This window comes from Nesterenkonia marinintestina (genome assembly GCF_025420485.1).
In the GTDB taxonomy this organism is placed as follows: Bacteria; Actinomycetota; Actinomycetes; order Actinomycetales; family Micrococcaceae; genus Nesterenkonia; species Nesterenkonia marinintestina.
In genome coordinates this window covers 443,174-460,812 of sequence record NZ_JAOEFD010000001.1, presented here as the reverse complement: position 1 = coordinate 460,812, position 17,639 = coordinate 443,174, and the positions used below count along the sequence as shown (strand labels likewise).

The window sequence follows — 17,639 nt, the reverse complement described above, 5'->3', positions numbered from 1 at the left end:
TCGTATCATGCCAGGTCAGAGTCGGGTGCTCGTGGGCCGACTCCTCGGCGTCGGGATCGGGCTGTCCACAGTCGTCGCCGTCAGCCTGCTGATCGGCACCTCGACCATGGGCGCGGTGGTCGGCTCCGTGGTCTTCCTGAGCTGTCAGCACCACGCCGTACGACGCCGCCACGGTCTGCTGCCCGCCGACGCGGCGACCCTGGTGCGCAGCATGATCCTGGCGGTGCTGTCAGGTGAGCTCGTCGACGGCATGCCGGAGCCGGTGCTGGGCTGGGTCGGAGTGGCCGCGGCAGTGGTCATGCTGGGGCTCGACGGCGTCGACGGCGCGATCGCCAGACGATGGGGCGGCAGCCCCGCCGGAGCCGGGTACGACGCCGACACCGACGCCGTCGTCGTGCTCGTCCTCGCCGGTGCCGTCGCCGCACACCTCGGCTGGTGGGTGCTCCTCATCGGGCTGCTCGACCCGCTCTTCCGCCTCGGACGCCGCCTCCGCACCAGATGGCGGACGCCGCTTCCCCGTTCCCTGCGACGGCGCGTGTGCGGCGCGGCCCCGACCGCTGTGCTGATCGTGGTCCTGTCGCCGTCGACCGCACAGGGTCAGGCGAGCGGCCTGTCGTCGGGGGCGGACATCGTGCTCACCGGGATCGCACTGACGCTGCTGCTCGTCTCCTTCGCCGTCGACGTGCTCCGACTCGAGCAGTCCCCGGCGGACCTGCGTGGCGAGTCCGAGCGCGGTCGCCGGGCAGAATGGTGAGCGTGCTGCGACTATTCTTCGACGCCCGCTATACGCGGCCCCGTGTGCACGACGGCATCTCCCGATTCACCGCCGGCCTCATCGGGGCGGCCGCCGAGCAGGCGGAGGTCACCATGCTCATCAGCGATGAGGAGCAGCTGCCCATGCTCCCGGACCTCCCGAGCATCCTGCTGAGTCCGCCGACCTCGACGTGGGAGCCCTGGGTCCCGCGTCAGATCAATCCGCATCGGCCCGACGTCGTGTTCTCGCCCATGCAGACCATGGGCGGCTCCGGACGTCGGTATCCGCTGATCCTCACCCTGCATGACCTCATCTACTACCAGCACCGAACACCGCCGCGAGACCTTCCGAGAGCGGTGCGGTTCGGCTGGCGGCTCTACCACCTGTCCTACGCGCCCCAGCGCTGGACGCTGGACCGCGCCGATGCGGTGGCCACCGTCTCGGAGACCACGCGCTCCCTCATCCGCGCGCACCGCCTCACACGACGCCCGGTCGAGCTGATCCCCAATGCGCCGCACCCGGTGGCCGAACCCCGCGACCCGCAGACCGCTCCAGGCCGAGACCTGGTCTATATGGGCTCGTTCATGGAGTACAAGAACGTCGAGGGCCTCATCCGCGGGGTGAACCGCCTGCCCGAGCATCGGCTCCACCTGTGCAGTCCCATCAGCGATCGACGGAGGACCGAGCTGGTGGCGCTCGCCGACCGACCCGACCAGCTGATCTTCCACGACGGCATCGACGAGGAGGCCTACGTCGCTCTGCTGCGCCGCGCCCAGGCCCTGGTCACCCTCTCCCGCGCGGAGGGCTACGGACTGCCGGTGGTCGAGGCTATGGCCCAGGGGACACCGGTCATCACCTCCGACCTGCCGATCTTCGCCGAGGTGACCGGATCCGCCCAGACCGACCGCGGGGCCCAGCAGGTCCCCTGTGACGACCCGGCCGCCTTCGCCGCCGCCGTGGGTGCCCTCGGGTCCCCCGGAGTCTTCCCCGCAGCCTCCCGGGCGGCGCGCCGCCGTACGCAGGGCATCTCGTGGCAGGACTCGGCCCGCCGGCTCGTACGTACGGGGGAGCGCCTGGCGGCGGCGCACCGCCGTCGCAGTCGCCCGTGGAGCTGACCGGCGACGCGGTCGCCCGAACTGAACGGTGCGGTCCGCGCACAGGTCATCCCCGGACCGGCAGGAGTACGGAGGGCTCCAGTTCGCCCAGCATCAGCAGCGGATTGATGTACTCGCCGTGGAGCCGCACGCCCCAATGCACGCACTCGGTCCCGCGGTCGGCGCAGTGTCCTCCGGCGACGAGCTCGCCCAGGACGTCTCCCGCGGACACCCGGTCACCGACCTCGAGCTCCGACTCCACCGGCTCGAAGGAGCTGACGAAGCCGGAGCCGTGGTCCACCGACAGCACCGGCCGATCCACCACCGTGCCGACGTAGCTGACCGCCCCCTCCGTCGGTGCGGTGATCTCAGAGCCCGGGGCGGCGGCCAGGTCGACGCCCCGGTGTCCCGCGCCCCACGGCGACGGCGGCTCGACGAAAGGCCGGGCGACCTCGGGTGCGCCGGAGGAGGTGGGGGAGCTCCACGACCCCTCCAGATTCCGAAGGTCCGAGGAGGCGGCCGCTCCGGCGACCGCGGCCGGAGGCTCAGACGCCGTGGCCGCGAAGACCACCGACACGGCCGCCGCGAACCCCGCCGCGGACCGTCCCAGGTTCCGCAGGGCCGCACGGATGCCGCCCGGCGTTCCGGCCAGCGGCGAATGCAGGTCCGTATACACCAGACGGGGGCGAGTCTCCGGCGGCGGTGCCGGTGGTGAGGTGGTCATGTCCGGCAGTCTCCGCCGAGCACCCCGATCGGAGCACGAGGGCTCGTGCCGGCTGTGGAGACCGGGTCCTGCGGGTCTCAGGGGACTGCGGCCTGTGGAGGACCCCGCGCCGGGTTCCGGCGTCTCGGCGCCGGGGTCGCACGCCGCGCCTCCTGTAGTACACTGGATCGCAGCAGCAGTCGCTGGTCGTCTCCTCATGCCCTCATCAGGGGTCCAGGTGTGCGTCGGGTCGGCTGCTGACTACGCGCAGAGCAGGCCGCGCCGGTCCTCGGACCGGCGCGGACGGATCCGTTCGGTCCGTCGGGCGCATCCTCCACGGATGCCCGGACGGTACGGGTGCGTGAGCATCGGCTCCCCGCTCGGCCAGGAGCCCCGGAGAACGGGGCAGCACGAGACCAACCGAAAGAGACCGCCGGCGCTGCGCGGCCCGAGCGGGGTCCACGGACTCCGCCGCCGCGTCCTCCAAGCCCGGCACCGAAAGGAACACCATGCCCGTCGTCACCATGCGCCAGCTGCTGGACAGCGGAGTCCACTTCGGACACCAGACCCGCCGCTGGAACCCGAAGATGAAGCGCTTCATCTTCACCGAGCGCAACGGCATCTACATCATCGACCTGCAGCAGTCGCTGTCCTACATCGACCGTGCCTACGACTTCGTCAAGCAGACCGTCGCCCACGGCGGCACCATCCTGTTCGTCGGCACCAAGAAGCAGGCCCAGGCCGCCATCGAGGAGCAGGCCACCCGCGTCGGACAGCCCTACGTCAACCACCGCTGGCTCGGCGGCATGCTGACCAACTTCGCCACCGTCTCCAAGCGTGTGCAGCGGATGAAGGAGCTCGAGGAGATCGACTTCGACGACGTCGCCGGCTCCGGGCACACCAAGAAGGAGCTGCTGCTGCTGCGCCGCGAGCTCGACAAGCTGCAGTCCAACCTCGGCGGCATCCGCAACCTCACCAAGACCCCGTCGGCGGTCTGGGTCGTGGACACCAAGAAGGAGCACCTGGCCGTGGACGAGGCCCAGAAGCTGGGCATCCCGGTCATCGCCGTCCTGGACACCAACTGCGACCCGGACGAGGTCGAGTACCCCATCCCGGGCAACGACGACGCCATCCGCTCCGTCGAGCTGCTGACCCGCGTCGTCGCCGACGCCGTGGCCGACGGTCTCATCGCCCGCGACGAGAAGCGCTCCGGCGGCGGTGCCGCGGCCGAGCCGATGGCCGAGTGGGAGCGTGAGCTGCTCGAGCAGCACAACCAGGAGCAGGCCGCTCCGGCCGAGAACCCCGGCGCCGGCGTGCCGCAGGAGGGCCAGACCTCCGTCGGACAGGTCGAGGCCGCCGAGTCGGGCGAGCAGTCCGAGGCCCCGCAGGCCGACTGAGCCTCTCAACGACGACAGCCACCACCCACCTTCCACCCCCGGAGGAGCAGACATATGGCGAACTACACCGCCGCTGACATCAAGGCCCTGCGCGAGCGCACCGGTGCCGGCATGATGGACGTCAAGAAGGCGCTGGACGAGGCCGACGGCGACTTCGACAAGGCCATCGAGGCCATCCGCATCAAGGGCATCAAGGGTGCGGCCAAGCGTGAGGGCCGCTCCGCGGCCGAGGGCCTGGTGACCGCCAAGGTCGTCGAGGGCACCCGCGGCTACCTGCTCGAGGTCAACGCCGAGACCGACTTCGTCGCCAAGTCCGACAAGTTCGTCGCCCTGGCCGAGAACCTCCTCGACGTCGCGGTGCGCAACGACATCGCCGACGTCGAGACCCTGCTGCAGGCCGACGTCGACGGCAAGCCGCTGGGCGACTACGTCACCGAGGAGGCCGCCCTGCTCGGTGAGAAGGTCGTGGTGCGCCGTCTGGCCAAGGTCGAGGGCGCCTTCGTCGACGCCTACCTGCACAAGACCGCCAAGGACCTGCCGGCCCAGGTCGGCGTGCTCTTCGCCGTCGACGCCGACTCGACCGAGGCCGAGACCGCGGCCCACGACGTCGCCGTCCACGCAGCGGCGATGAGCCCGCAGTTCCTGACCCGGGACGAGGTTCCGACCGAGACGGTGGAGAACGAGCGCCGCATCGCCGAGGAGACCGCCCGCGCCGAGAACAAGCCGGAGCAGGCGATGCCGAAGATCGTCGAAGGTCGCACCAATGCGTTCTTCAAGGACAACGTGCTGGTCGACCAGCCGTTCGCGAAGGACCCGAAGCAGACCGTCACCCAGGTCCTCGAGGCCGCCGGTGCCGGTGCGAAGGGCTTCGCACGCTTCCGCGTCGGAGCCTGATCGCCTCCGTGACCAGTACACTGGGCACGACCAGGTGATCTGAGACCTTCAGGGGGTGGCCACTTCTCTCCAGAGTGGCCACCCCCTTCTCATGCCCGCAGCCGAAAGGACCATGCGCCGATGACGACCCAGCCCGAAGTCCCGGTGGCCGCCCAGGCCGACGATCCGCAGCTCGACCCACGCCGCAGCAGGCGCCGGGTGCTGCTGAAGCTCTCGGGCGAGGTGTTCGGCGGAGGCTCCGTCGGGGTCGATCCGGCGACGGTGCGCGGCATCGCCGAGCAGATCGCCGCCGTGCGGGGAGAGGTGGAGGTCTGCGTCGTCGTCGGCGGCGGCAACTTCTTCCGCGGGGCGGAGCTCTCCAAGGCGGGGATGGACCGTGCGCGGGCGGACTACATGGGCATGCTCGGCACCGTGATGAACTGTCTGGCGCTGCAGGACTTCCTCGAGCAGTCCGGTCAGCCGACCCGCGTGCAGACCGCCATCACCATGGGGCAGGTCGCCGAGTCCTACATCCCGCTGCGCGCGGTGCGCCACATGGAGAAGGGGCGAGTCGTCGTCTTCGGCGCCGGCGCCGGGATGCCCTACTTCTCGACCGATACGGTCTGCGCCCAGCGCGCCCTCGAGGTCGGTGCCGACATGATCCTCATGGGCAAGTCCGGGGTCGACGGGGTCTACACCGCCGACCCGAAGGTCCACCCCGACGCCGAGCGTCTGGACAGCCTGACCTACTCGGACGCCCTGATGCGCGACATCCGTGTCATGGATCAGACCGCCATGACCATGTGCAACGACAACGACCTCTCCATGCGCGTGTTCGGCATGGAGGGTGAGGGCGATGTGACCCGTGCCCTGCTCGGCGAGGAGCTGGGCACGCTGGTCACCCCCTGACGACGCCTCCGGCCCGCGCCCCCGTGGCGTCGAATCCGGGGCGTCGAACCCGGGGGACCGTCCCCCCGATAGACTGATCGATGACCACCCACCTGAGGAGACCACGTGATTGACGAGACCCTGATCGAGGCCGAGGAGCTCATGGGACGGGCCATCGAGGCCACCAGCGAGGACTTCGGCACCGTGCGCACAGGTCGCGCGAACCCGGCCCTCTACGCCAAGGTGCTCGTGGACTACTACGGCGCCCCGACCCCGCTGCAGCAGCTGGCCTCCTTCAACACCCCGGATGCGCGCACCATCCTCATCACCCCCTATGACGTCTCGGCCATGCGTGAGATCGAGAAGGCCCTCTCGGACTCGGAGATCGGCGCCAACCCGTCCAACGACGGCAAGCAGATCCGCATCACCATGCCCGATCTCACCGAGGAGCGCCGCAAGGAGTACGTCAAGCTGGTGCGCTCCAAGGGCGAGGATCACAAGGTCTCGGTCCGCAACGCCCGCCGCAAGGCCAAGGAGGCCATCGAGAAGGCGGTCAAGGACGGCGAGGTCGGCGAGGACGACGGCGACCGGGCGACCAAGGAGCTCGAGTCGCTGACCAAGACCCACACCGAGCGGATCGATGAGATGGCCAGGCGCAAGGAAGCCGAGCTGCTCGAGGTCTGATCGGTGGTCGATCCCCGCACCGCGCACGAGGCGGCGACGCCGACGCAGAAGCCTCAGCGCACACCCAAGGCAGGGCGTGACCTCCCGGCGGCGATCGCCACCGGGGCCGCCCTGCTGATCCCTGCCGTGCTGGGGATCATCTTCTTCCCCCTGCTGCTCATCCTGGTGGCCGTCGTGCTGCTGTGCATGGGGGTCTGGGAGGTGGCCCGCGCGGTGGAGACCGCAGGGCGCCTGCGCCTGCCCAAGGCGCCGCTGTACTTCGGCGCCGCAGCCATGCCCCTCGCCGCACACTACGGTGGGGCCGAAGCGCTGACCCTCGCACTGATGGTCACCTGCACGGCAGTGGTCGTCGCGGCGGCGGCGCGCAGGATCCCCGAGCCCGGCCCCTCGGTCATGGCTTCGATCTTCGTGGCCTGCTGGGTCCCGTTCCTGATCTCCTTCGCCGTGCTGCTGCTCAACCAGCCCGAGGGCCAGTGGCGTCTGGCGGTGGTCGTGCTGCTGGTGGTCGCCAACGACACCTTCGGATACATGGTCGGTGTGCTCTTCGGCCGTCACCCCATCGCACCGAAGGTCAGCCCGAAGAAGTCCTGGGAGGGATTCGCCGGGTCCATCGCCGGGTCCGTGCTCGTCGGCGTGCTGGCCTCCACGCTCATCTTCGACGAGCACTGGCTGATCGGTGCGGCCCTGGCCGCCTCGGTGGTCGTCGCGGCCACCGCCGGAGACTTCTCCGAATCCATGGTCAAGCGGGAGCTGGGGCTGAAGGACATGTCCTATGTGCTCCCGGGCCACGGGGGAGTGATGGACCGCCTGGACTCGCTGGTCTTCGCGATGCCCACCGCCTACTTCGTCATCGTCGCGCTGACCGACGTCGGAGGCGCCTCGCTGCTGGACTGAGTCCCATCGGCCACGTCGGAGCGCCCCGGCGAGGTCGGCCTGGTCTAGGCTGTCAGCTATGGCGGAGACGAACTCTGGACTCTTCACGACGGTCGCCGAGGACCGACGCGGATACGACCGCGACGAGGTCGATGTCTTCATGGACCGGGCACGCAGGACCTACGACGACGGCGGGGACATGCCCCTGCACCAGATCCGAGCCACCCGGTTCCCCACGGTCGCCGGGGGATACTCCCGCAGCGAGGTCGACGCCGCCATGGAGCGCCTCGTCGACGCGTTCGCCCTCGCCGAGCGGGACAGGTTCATCGCCGACCACGGTGAGGACGCCTGGTACGCCGAGCTCGCGGCCCGTGCCGAGCCGCTGCGGCGCCGGCTCGAGCGCGCAGACCACCGCCGGTTCCGGGAGCCGACCAACTCCTCAGCCCTGGGGTATCGCAAGTCGGCGGTGGACGAGCTCTGCCAAGAGCTCGAGGAGTACCTGGACGGTGCGAATCCGATGAGCGTCGACGAGGTGCGCCGGATCCGGTTCTCCGGGGCACACGGCTCCGACGGCTACGACGAGGCCCAGGTCGACGCGTTCCTGGCCCGCGTGACCGAGATCATGGCAGCGGTGGGCTGAGGACCCGCTCAGCGGGGGCGCATCTGCTGAAGCCTCGCGACCACGGCCTCCGCCTCGGACACCGAGACCAGGTATTCGCGGGCGAGCCGGTGCCCCTGCAGCGCCGCAGGCCGATGACCGCGGGTGCGCGTGGTGGTCAGCGTGATGGTCTCCGGCCCGGCGGCGTAGGCCACCCGGCCCCCGCCGTACATCCGCCAGCCGATCTCCAGACTCGGTCCCCGCAGACCGACGGCGATCGAGTCGACCTCCTGCCACGGGATCGTGCTGCGCACGAACCGCATCGTGTGCAGGGTGATGCCGCGGGCATCTGCGGTGAGGGTGACGGTGCTGTGCCGATGCAGCCACCACATCAGCACGACTTCGGCGACGGCGACGCCGGCGAGCACCAGCAGTGCGGTCCGACTCTCCCGGACTCCCTCCACGGCGAGGGAGGCCGCGGCGCCCACTCCCAGGGAGACGAGCATCAGGACCCCCACGAGGACGAACGGACCCCACCCCGGGCGGGACGTGCTGGTCAGCGTCGGCCCTCCGGCGGTCGCGGCATCGGTCATCGCAGGTCTGTGGACCGGTTCCTCAGTCGAGCTGCAGGATCTGCTCGGTGACCACCTCGGCCCGGGCGTTCGAGAAGCTGCGCTCCTCGCCGACCGACCGGAAGCCCAGCTCCTGCAGGATCTTCAGCATTCCGCCGTTGTCCACGACCACGCGTGCCTGGACCGGACGCCGGGGGAACTCGCTGAGGAACAGCTCGGCCGCCTCGGTGGTGACCCCGCGGCCCCAATACTGCTTGTCGGTCCAGAACATGATCTCCCGGACGCCGTCGACGTCGTAGGCGGCGACGGATCCGACCGGCTCGCCGTCGAGGTCGATGGTGCGCACGATGACGTCGTCCGACTGCGTGAGCTGGGCCCAGTGATGGTCGAAGACTCCGCGGTCCCGGGGGTTGGAGGGGGCGAAGCCTGCCATGTGGGCGGCGTCGGCGTCCTGCTGGAACAGGAAGAACCGGTCCAGATCACTGGGTCTGACGTCCCGCAGCGTGATCATCTGTGCTCCTCGTCCTCGACGTCGGCGTCGAACGGTCTCATCACCCGTGACGGATGCGTCACGGGTCGCTGCTGACCACCCTACCGATTCGTCACCGAACGTGCCGACCGCCCTCACGGGCCCGGCCCCGCGGGTGTGCTCGGCGCCGATTCAGCCTCCACGACGATCTGGGTCGATAATGGTCCCATGTCGACACCCGCTTCAGCCCCCGGCTCATCAGCAGCGGCCTCCGGGCCGTGCGGCGCCCAGCGGCGGGACGCTGAGGCCCGAGCCGTTCCACGACGCCGCCGCGTGGCGATCCTCGGGTCGACCGGCTCCATCGGCACCCAGGCGCTCGCCGTGATCGATGCACACCCCGACCGCTTCGAGGTCGTGGCTCTGGCCGCAGGATCGGACACCGAACTCCTCGCCCGGCAGGCCGCCCGCACCGGGGCGCGCTGCGTCGCGATCGCCGTCGACGGCGGCACGTCGCAGAATCCGAGGCGCCCGGCGCTCCACGAGGCGCTGCGGGGGGCCCGCCGCACCGAAGGCCTGCCCGAGGAGGGTCCGGAGGTCCTCACCGGGGCCGATGCGGCCGAGCAGATCGCCGGAGAGGTGGCCGAGGCCCACGACGTCGACGTCGTGCTCAACGGGATGACCGGCTCGGTCGGTCTGCGGCCGACCCTGGCCGCACTGAGCGCCGGGGTGACCCTGGCCCTGGCCAACAAGGAGTCGCTGGTCGTCGGCGGGGCGCTGGTGGCCGCGGCGCAGCGCAGGCCCGGCCAGGTGGTCCCGGTCGACTCCGAGCATTCGGCACTCGCCCAGGCTCTGGCGTCCGGCCGACATGAGCGGGGGATGTGTGCGCCCACCGTGACCGGACGTACGGAGGTGTCCCGCCTGGTGGTCACCGCCTCCGGCGGCCCCTTCCGGGGACGGTCCCCCGATCAGCTCGCCGCGGTCACCCCGGAGCAGGCCCTGAAGCACCCCAACTACTCGATGGGGAGGGTGGTCACGACGAACTCCGCCACCCTGGTGAACAAGGCTCTGGAGGTCGTGGAGGCGCACCTGCTGTTCGACGTGCCGCTCGACGACGTCGAGGCCGTCGTCCACCCCCAACAGATCATCCACTCAATGGTCGAGTTCCACGACGGCTCCACGCTGGCCCAGGCCGGACCCCCGAGGATGATGGTGCCCATCGCCCTGGGGCTCACCTGGCCCGACAGGCTTCCGGCGGTGGACGAGCCGCTGGACTGGACCCGCCCCATGAGCTGGGACTTCGAGCCGCTGGACCATGCGGCATTCCCCGCGGTCCGTCTGGCCAAGCAGGCCTGTGCCGCGTCCGCCACACATATGGCGGTCTACAACGCCGCCAACGAGCAGGCCGTCGACGCGTTCCACGAGCGGCGGCTCCGCTTCGACGGGATCCTGGGGGTGGTCCAGGAGGTGCTGGCCCGCCACGACGACACCTGTGACGCATCCGTCGCGACCCTCGAGCTGGACACGGTGCTCGAGGCGGAGCACTGGGCCCGTCAGGAAGCCGATGCGCTCATCGCCGCGGCGAGGACGACGCCGTCGGCGCGCGCCGGGGGCCGCTGATGGACGCGCTGCTGGTCACCGCCGGAGTGCTGATCGTCGCCGTCGGCATCATCCTCTCCATCGCCCTGCACGAGGTGGGGCATCTGGTGCCGGCCAAACTCTTCGGGGTCCGCGTCACCCAGTACATGGTGGGCTTCGGGCCCACCCTGTGGTCGAGGCGGCGCGGGGAGACCGAGTACGGGATCAAGGCGATACCGCTCGGCGGCTATGTGGCGATGATCGGGATGTATCCGCCCCCGGATCAGGACCAGCACGCCGAACCCGGCGATCCCCGGGACGACGACGCTGAGGAGGTCCAGCCGCAGGACCCCTATCTGCGGCGCGTCGGAGCCCAGTACGCCGCCCCGTCCGTTCCGCAGGAACCGTCTGACGGCGGGGCGCCGCAGCGTCCGCTGGTCCGTTCCCAGTCCACCGGCCTGTTCCAACAGATGTCGGCCGAGGCCCGGGAGGTCGCCGCGGAGGAGCTGCGCCCCGGCGACGAGGACCGCATGTTCCACCGTCTGGCCACGTGGAAGAAGACCATCGTGATGATGGGCGGGCCGTTCATGAACCTGCTCATCGCTCTCGGCCTGACGGCCGGGACCATCACCCTCCACGGGACCTCTCAGCCCACCACCACGGTGGAGGAGGTCTTCGAGTGCGTGGTGACGGCGGAGGCCCAGCAGGCCGGGCAGCAGGAGTGCACCGAGGACGACCCCGCCGGTCCGGCCTATGAGGCCGGGCTGCGGCCCGGAGACGAGATCCTGGCCTTCGGCGGTCGGGAGATCGACGACTGGGAGGAGCTCACCGCGCTGATCCGTGAGTCCGCGGGGGAGAGTCGGGAGATCGTCTACGCCCGCGACGGCGAACGGCGCACCGCCGAGCTGACCCCCCTGCTCACCGAGCGACCGGTCACCGATGCGCTGGGGCGCGCCGAGACGACCTCGGACGGTTCGATGGTCACGGAGCCGGTGGGGTTCATCGGCATGGGCGCGGCCCAGGACCTGGTCCGTCAGCCGCCCTGGGAGGCGGTCCCCCTGGTGTGGGAGCAGTCGAAGGCCGTCGGAGAGATCGTGCTGCAGCTGCCGGTGCGGATGTACGACGTCGCCGTCACCACGCTGACCGGGCAGGAGCGGGACCCCGACGGCCCGATGTCCGTGGTCGGAGTGGGACGCATCGCCGGCGAACTGTCGGTCCAGGACCAGATCCCGCTCGAGTCGCGGTTCGCCACGCTGGTGTCCATGGTGGCCTCGGTGAACGTGGCGCTGATGGTGTTCAACCTGATCCCGCTGCTGCCGTTGGACGGCGGACACGTCGCCGGAGCCCTGTACGAGAGCCTGCGCCGTCGTCTGGCCAAGCTGCTGGGACGACCGGACCCGGGACCCTTCGACATCTCCACGATGCTCCCGGTCACCTATGTCGTGGCCGCGCTGCTCATCGGCATGGGGGTCATCCTGATCGTGGCCGACGTCGTCAACCCGATCCGTCTCTTCGAGTAGCCGGGACCGGATGGGGGTGTCGTCCGCCCGCGATCCGGGGCATGATGGGTCCGCGGCACTCCGCACGGGAGGTCGGCGGCGGAGATGAGGTGGTCGGATGACGACGCCGGAGGGGCCCGACGACTATGTCGCCGAAGCGGCCGAGCACCTGCGACCATCGCTGGTGCGGCTGCGCGACCAGCTGCGCCGCGCACTGCCGGATGCGGAGGAGGTCGTGGCCTACGGCATGCCGGGATTCCGGATCGACGGTGTGATCGTCGCGGGATACGCGGCGTTCTCCCGGCAATGCGGGCTCTACGTCCTACCGGACTCGATCTCCCAGCATGCGGAGGAGATCGCCGCGGCCGGACTGCGGGCCACCAGGACCGGCGTCACGTTCCCGCCCGACCGTCCCATACCCGACGACCTCGTCGAGCGGCTCGTCACGGCGTCTCGGAGCGGCCTGCGGCAGTCCGACCGGGAGCCCGGCCGCCCGGGCGGGTCCGACGGGACGACGGCCTGATCGTCGATCGGACATGTTCGGACGTCGGCGGGTGGGCGATACGATGGGAGTGCGTCGCCGTCCCGGTGGACGGCGAGCCGCTGCGGCCGCGAACAGATCGCCCGCCAGCACCATGACCCCGCAGAGAGAAGGCAGGACAAGTCAGTGACCTCCGTCAACCTCGGTATGCCCTCCGCTCCGCCGCCGGTGCTCGCGCCCCGTCGGCCCACGAGGCAGTTCCAGGTCGGTGCGGTGGGCGTGGGAAGCGACCACCCCGTCTCTGTGCAGTCGATGACGACCACCAAGACCCATGACATCAACGCCACGCTGCAGCAGATCGCCGAACTGACGGCGTCGGGCTGCGACATCGTGCGCGTGGCCTGCCCCACCGACAAGGACGCCGCCGCGCTGCCGATCATCGCGAAGAAGTCCCAGATCCCGGTGATCGCGGACATCCACTTCCAGCCCAAGTACGTCTTCGCGGCCATCGAGGCCGGCTGCGGAGCAGTGCGGGTGAACCCCGGCAACATCATCAAGTTCGACGACAAGGTCGGCGACATCGCTCAGGCGGCGAAGGACCACGGAGTCTCGCTGCGCATCGGAGTCAACGCCGGCTCCCTGGACAAGCGGCTGATGGAGAAGTACGGCAAGGCCACGCCGGAGGCGCTGGTCGAGTCGGCGGTCTGGGAGGCCTCGCTCTTCGAGGAGCACGACTTCCACGACTTCAAGATCTCGGTGAAGCACCACGACCCGGTGATCATGGTCCAGGCCTACCAGCAGCTAGCCGCCCGCGGAGACTGGCCCCTGCACCTGGGCGTGACGGAGGCCGGCCCCGCCTTCCAGGGGACCATCAAGTCCGCCACCGCCTTCGGCGCCCTGCTGGCCCAGGGGATCGGCGACACGATCCGGGTCTCCCTGTCGGCCCCGCCGGCCGAGGAGGTCAAGGTCGGCAATCAGCTGTTGGAGTCGCTCAACCTGCGGCCGCGCAAGCTGGAGATCGTCTCCTGCCCCTCCTGCGGACGAGCTCAGGTCGACGTCTACACCCTGGCCGACGAGGTCACCGCGGGTCTGGAGGGTATGGAGGTCCCGCTGCGGGTGGCGGTCATGGGCTGCGTGGTGAACGGACCCGGCGAGGCGCGCGACGCCGATCTGGGCGTGGCCTCGGGCAACGGCAAGGGTCAGATCTTCGTCAAGGGCGAGGTCATCAGGACGGTGCCCGAGGACCAGATAGTCGAGACGCTGATCGACGAGGCCAACCGACTCGCGGAGGAGATGGGCCTGGAGGCCGAGGGCGATGCCGAGACTCAGGGTTCCCCGGTGGTCTCCGTCGGCTGACGGACTCACCGGACGGATCGACGACGCCGGGGACGGTGAGGTCCGTGTCCTCGAACCGTCGGACACCCCCGCCCTGCGCCGGCTGCTGGCCCGTGATCCGGTCTCCGGCGTCTCCGTCGCCGCACTGCTGGCCTCACGCGGCACAGCAGGGCCGGGTCGCGGCCGGAGCCCCGCGATGTTCCTGGGCATCGACGCCGGCGACGGCGAGCTCGACGCCGCCTGCTGGGTGGGGTCGAACATCAACCCCGTCGAGGCCGACGCCCGGCAGGCCGCCCTCTTCGGGCAGTGTGCGGCGCGGCTGCGGCGGCGGGTCTCGTCGATCTATGGGCCGGCCGACGCCGTGCTGAGCCTCTTCGAGGCGACGGAGTGGGTCACCGCCCGTGAGGTGCGGGAGTCTCAGCCCCTGATGGTCATGGATCGGCGGCCCGAGATCGATCCGCTCCCCGGGGTGCGGCTCTCCGTGCCGGAGGAGTTCGGCGTGCTGGAGCCGGCCTGCGCGGCGATGTTCACCGAAGAGCTCGGATTCTCCCCCTACACCCAGGGCGTCTCGCAGTATCACGACCGCATCCGTACGCTGATCGCCGGCGGCCATTCGCTGATCCGCACCGACCCGAGCACCGGGGAGGTCGTCTTCAAGGCAGAGTTCGGCGCGGTCACCCCGGACGTCGTCCAGGTCCAGGGAGTGTGGGTCCGGCCTAGGGACAGGGGACGGGGACTGGCCGCTCCGGGGATGGCCGCGGTGGTCCGTCACGGGCTCTCCCTGGCGCCGACGGTGAGCCTCTACGTCAACAGCTTCAACGAGTCCGCGGTCCGCGCCTACCGGCGCGTCGGCTTCGAGCAGGTCGGCACCTTCGCCACCGTCCTCTTCTGAGCCGCGTAAGGCGGGTGTCGATGCGTGCGGGGACGGAGCGGCGGGCCCATACTGAGGGGAGAGCCCGCCTCGCCGTCGAGTGGGGCCGCACCGACCCCGTTCAGGAGCAGTCCCCGATGTCCCCTCGTCGTGCCGTCGAGCCGCGTCGTACGCTCGGGTCCGTCTCTCCGGTCTGGCGGCGTCTCCTCGCCCTGGGAGCCGTCGGCGCGGTGACGCTGACGGCCTGCACCCCCGATCCGGAGGACGTCGACGGGGAGCCCGACGGCGACGTCGCCATCGGCGACCCCGGCGAGGGGATCGAGCGCTCGGCCCCCGAACCTGCCGGCGACCAGAAGTCTCAGGACGAGATGGCCGAGGTCCTGCGGGAGGAGCTCGACGACCCGACCGTGCGCACCACCGATGAGCTGCTCGAATCCCTGCGGGACATCGAGACCGAGCTGAGGCGCCTGGTGGTCGACCCCATGGAGTGTCAGGCGCAGGTGCTCTCCTCCGGCACACCGGTGCCCGACGGTGCCCTGGTGGCCAGCGGCGTCGAGGGTCGGGGAGGAGAGGATGACTCCGACGGAGAGCCCGACGATGAGTCTGACGACGAGTCCGAGGGAGACTCGGAGGACGGCGCCGAAGCGGGCGAGGCGGCGGCCGAACCGGGGGCGGAGTCCGAGCTCACGGCGACCTTCTACTCGTACCAGCAGGCCCCGGCCGCGGAGGGGTACATGCAGACCGAACTCTCGGGTCTCGAGTCCTGCGACGAGTACACCGTCACCCGCACCGTCGACGAGGAGGAGCTCGAGACCGAGGTGGTCTCCGAGCTGATCGAGGTCGAGACGGGAGCCGATGACGCCCTGGGCCGCATGCTCAGTGCTGAGGATGCCGACGGTGAGCGCCACTCGTTGGCCGTGATGGTCCGTCACGAGGCGCAGATCGTCACCCTGGTCGAACCGTTGGAGGCGCCCCTGGACGACGATGAGGCTGAGGACCGGGCCCAGCAGCTGCAGGACCGCGCCGCCGAACTGCTGGGCGCACTGGTCGACGAAGACCTCGAGGAGCCCGAGGACGAGGACGACGGCTGATCCGCGCCCTCGGCGGATTGTAGACTCGTCGCCAGCAGACCCCATCCCCTGACCAGGAATCGAGTGCTTCTGTGCCCCTGAGACTGTCCCGACTGTTCCTGCGCACACTGCGTGACAACCCGGCCGACGCCGAGGTCGCCAGCCATCAGCTGCTGGTCCGTGCGGGCTACATCCGTCGATCCGCTCCGGGCATCTACTCCTGGCTGCCGCTGGGGGTGAAGGTCCTCCGTCGGGTCGAGGAGATCGTGCGTGAGGAGATGGACGCCATCGGAGCGCAGGAGGTGCACTTCCCGGCGCTTCTGCCGAAGGAGCCGTACGAGGCCACCGACCGGTGGGAGGACTACGGAGACAACATCTTCCGGCTCCAGGACCGCAAGGGTGCCGACTACCTGCTCGCCCCCACGCACGAGGAGGTCTTCACCCTGATGGTGAAGGACCTCTACACCTCGTACAAGGACCTGCCGCTGTCGGTCTATCAGATCCAGACCAAGTACCGCGACGAGGCCCGTCCGCGGGCGGGCCTGCTGCGCGGACGGGAGTTCATCATGAAGGACTCCTACTCGTTCTCCGTCACCGACGAGGACCAGCGCGCGGCCTACGACGCGCACCGGGCCGCCTACCTTCGGATCTTCGAACGCCTCGGACTCCCCGTGGTCCCGGTCGACGCCGTCTCCGGTGCGATGGGCGGCTCCGCCTCGGAGGAGTTCCTGTTCCCCTGCGAGATCGGTGAGGACACCTTCGTCGAGTCTCCGGCCGGGTACCGGGCCAACGTCGAAGCGGTCACCACCGTCGCCCCCGAGTCCGGTGACGTCGAAGGGCTGCCCGAGGCCGCCGTGCACCTGACTCCGGGGACCGACACCATCGAGACCCTGGTGGCCGCGGCCCAGGCGGACCACCCGCGTGCCGACCGTCCCTGGACGGCGGCGGACACGCTCAAGAACGTCGTCATCGCCGTGACGACCGCCGAGGGAGAGCGCCGTGTGGTGGTCATCGGAGTCCCGGGCGACCGCGACGTCGACCTCAAGCGTGTCGAGTCCACCATCGGAGAGAAGCTGGGCCTCGCCGGTGAGGCCACCGTCGAGGCCGCCGGAGACGAGGACCTGCGTCGTCATCCCGGCCTGGTGCGCGGCTACATCGGCCCCGGTCTGACGGCTGCCGAACCCGTGCTGGGGGAGTCCGGCTCCACGGGGATCCCGTACTACGTCGACCCCCGGGTCGTGACGGGCACCTCATGGATCACCGGTGCGAACAGAGCTGACCACCACGTGTTCGGACTCGTCGCCGGACGTGACTTCACCTGGGACGGCGTGATCGAGTCCGTCGTCGTCGAAGACGGGGATCCGGCGCCCGACGGCTCCGGGCCGCTGAGCACGCGCCGCGGCATCGAGCTGGGCCATATCTTCCACCTGGGGGAGCGCTATGCGCGCGCCCTGGGCCTGCAGGTCCTCGACGTCAGCGGCAAGCTCACCACGGTGACCATGGGTTCCTACGGACTGGGCGTCACGCGTGTGCTGGCCGCCGTCGCCGAGGCGAGCCACGACGACCGCGGGCTGATCTGGCCGTCGTCGGTCGCTCCCGCCGACGTGCACATCGTGGCCACGGGCAGGGACGCCGAGATCTTCGACGCTGCGGAGACGCTGACCTCCGACCTGGAGGAGCAGGGCCTGACGGTCATGCTCGACGACCGTCCCAAGGTGTCGCCGGGGGTCAAGTTCGGCGACGCCGAGCTGGTCGGCGTGCCGACCATCGTCGTGGTGGGCCGCGGCCTGAAGGACGGCGTCGTCGAGCTCAAGGACCGCCGCAGCGGTGAGGCGGAGCAGGTGCCGGTGGACGCTGCGGTCGAGGCCGTCGTCGGCCGCGTCCGTTCCCTGTCCTGATCCGC

Annotated in this window: 18 protein-coding genes; 15 read left to right on the top strand and 3 right to left on the bottom strand. The window is 70.3% G+C overall.

From position 1 onward, the window contains the following. Positions 1-7: 7 nt before the first annotated feature. Both N7E59_RS02025 and N7E59_RS02020 read left to right on the top strand, forming a co-directional pair. Positions 8-754: a CDP-alcohol phosphatidyltransferase family protein gene (locus N7E59_RS02025; RefSeq protein WP_261623229.1), complete on the top strand. Its 747-nt coding sequence runs from the start codon at positions 8-10 to the stop codon at positions 752-754. Then, complete coding sequence (locus N7E59_RS02020) at positions 748-1,869, top strand: glycosyltransferase (RefSeq protein WP_449289658.1); 1,122 nt, start codon at positions 748-750, stop codon at positions 1,867-1,869. Before N7E59_RS02025 ends, N7E59_RS02020 begins: the two co-directional genes overlap by 7 nt. A 46-nt stretch (positions 1,870-1,915) precedes the next feature. Here the strand turns inward: N7E59_RS02020 and N7E59_RS02015 are convergent, their stop codons facing one another. After that, positions 1,916-2,572, bottom strand: a complete 657-nt coding sequence (locus tag N7E59_RS02015) for a M23 family metallopeptidase (RefSeq protein ID WP_261623228.1) — start codon at positions 2,570-2,572, stop codon at positions 1,916-1,918. A 488-nt stretch (positions 2,573-3,060) separates the two neighbouring features. Here N7E59_RS02015 and rpsB point away from each other — a divergent pair, with 488 nt between their 5' ends. The 6 genes from rpsB to N7E59_RS01985 all read left to right on the top strand — a co-directional run bounded on the left by rpsB (position 3,061) and on the right by N7E59_RS01985 (position 7,906). Then, on the top strand, positions 3,061-3,948 hold the full coding sequence (rpsB, locus tag N7E59_RS02010; protein ID WP_261623227.1) for a 30S ribosomal protein S2: 888 nt from the start codon (positions 3,061-3,063) through the stop codon (positions 3,946-3,948). Between the two features lie 54 nt (positions 3,949-4,002). Continuing rightward, the gene (tsf, locus tag N7E59_RS02005) at positions 4,003-4,842 is read left to right on the top strand and encodes a translation elongation factor Ts (RefSeq protein WP_261623226.1); all 840 of its coding nucleotides are present in this window, start codon (positions 4,003-4,005) and stop codon (positions 4,840-4,842) included. A gap of 120 nt (positions 4,843-4,962) precedes the next feature. Beyond that, a complete protein-coding gene (pyrH, locus tag N7E59_RS02000) occupies positions 4,963-5,730 on the top strand; it encodes a UMP kinase (protein WP_261623225.1) in 768 nt (255 codons plus the stop codon). A gap of 105 nt (positions 5,731-5,835) precedes the next feature. Then, positions 5,836-6,393 carry a ribosome recycling factor gene (gene frr, locus N7E59_RS01995; protein WP_261623224.1) on the top strand — a complete coding sequence of 186 codons (558 nt, stop codon included), beginning with the start codon at positions 5,836-5,838 and terminating at the stop codon, positions 6,391-6,393. Positions 6,394-6,396: 3 nt separating this feature from the next. Next, positions 6,397-7,287 (top strand): phosphatidate cytidylyltransferase, encoded by an 891-nt coding sequence (locus N7E59_RS01990; protein WP_261623223.1) that lies wholly within the window; start codon positions 6,397-6,399, stop codon positions 7,285-7,287. Between the two features lie 58 nt (positions 7,288-7,345). Further along, the gene (locus tag N7E59_RS01985; protein WP_261623222.1) at positions 7,346-7,906 is read left to right on the top strand and encodes a DivIVA domain-containing protein; all 561 of its coding nucleotides are present in this window, start codon (positions 7,346-7,348) and stop codon (positions 7,904-7,906) included. Positions 7,907-7,914: 8 nt separating this feature from the next. On the opposite strand, the gene N7E59_RS01980 is transcribed toward N7E59_RS01985, so the two are convergent. Together N7E59_RS01980 and N7E59_RS01975 are read right to left on the bottom strand one after the other, a co-directional pair. Further along, positions 7,915-8,457, bottom strand: a complete 543-nt coding sequence (locus N7E59_RS01980) for a hypothetical protein (protein ID WP_261623221.1) — start codon at positions 8,455-8,457, stop codon at positions 7,915-7,917. Positions 8,458-8,479: 22 nt separating this feature from the next. Next, positions 8,480-8,947, bottom strand: coding sequence for a GNAT family N-acetyltransferase (locus N7E59_RS01975; protein WP_261623220.1), 468 nt, complete (start codon positions 8,945-8,947; stop codon positions 8,480-8,482). Positions 8,948-9,133: 186 nt separating this feature from the next. Here N7E59_RS01975 and dxr point away from each other — a divergent pair, with 186 nt between their 5' ends. From dxr to N7E59_RS01940, 7 genes are all read left to right on the top strand, one after another. Then, on the top strand, positions 9,134-10,522 hold the full coding sequence (gene dxr, locus N7E59_RS01970; RefSeq protein ID WP_261623219.1) for a 1-deoxy-D-xylulose-5-phosphate reductoisomerase: 1,389 nt from the start codon (positions 9,134-9,136) through the stop codon (positions 10,520-10,522). Next, on the top strand, positions 10,522-12,000 hold the full coding sequence (locus tag N7E59_RS01965; RefSeq protein ID WP_261623218.1) for a M50 family metallopeptidase: 1,479 nt from the start codon (positions 10,522-10,524) through the stop codon (positions 11,998-12,000). The genes dxr and N7E59_RS01965 overlap by 1 nt, the downstream gene beginning before the upstream one ends. Before the next feature lie 97 nt (positions 12,001-12,097). After that, a complete protein-coding gene (locus tag N7E59_RS01960) occupies positions 12,098-12,502 on the top strand; it encodes an iron chaperone (protein ID WP_261623217.1) in 405 nt (134 codons plus the stop codon). A gap of 144 nt (positions 12,503-12,646) precedes the next feature. After that, entirely contained in the window at positions 12,647-13,816 is a 1,170-nt protein-coding gene (gene ispG / locus N7E59_RS01955; protein WP_261623216.1) for a flavodoxin-dependent (E)-4-hydroxy-3-methylbut-2-enyl-diphosphate synthase, read from the top strand. Then, positions 13,776-14,687, top strand: a complete 912-nt coding sequence (locus N7E59_RS01950) for a GNAT family N-acetyltransferase (RefSeq protein WP_261623215.1) — start codon at positions 13,776-13,778, stop codon at positions 14,685-14,687. The genes ispG and N7E59_RS01950 overlap by 41 nt, the downstream gene beginning before the upstream one ends. 116 nt (positions 14,688-14,803) lie before the next feature. Then, on the top strand, positions 14,804-15,757 hold the full coding sequence (locus N7E59_RS01945; protein WP_261623214.1) for a hypothetical protein: 954 nt from the start codon (positions 14,804-14,806) through the stop codon (positions 15,755-15,757). A gap of 71 nt (positions 15,758-15,828) precedes the next feature. Continuing rightward, positions 15,829-17,634, top strand: a complete 1,806-nt coding sequence (locus tag N7E59_RS01940) for a proline--tRNA ligase (protein ID WP_261623213.1) — start codon at positions 15,829-15,831, stop codon at positions 17,632-17,634. Positions 17,635-17,639: the final 5 nt, after the last annotated feature.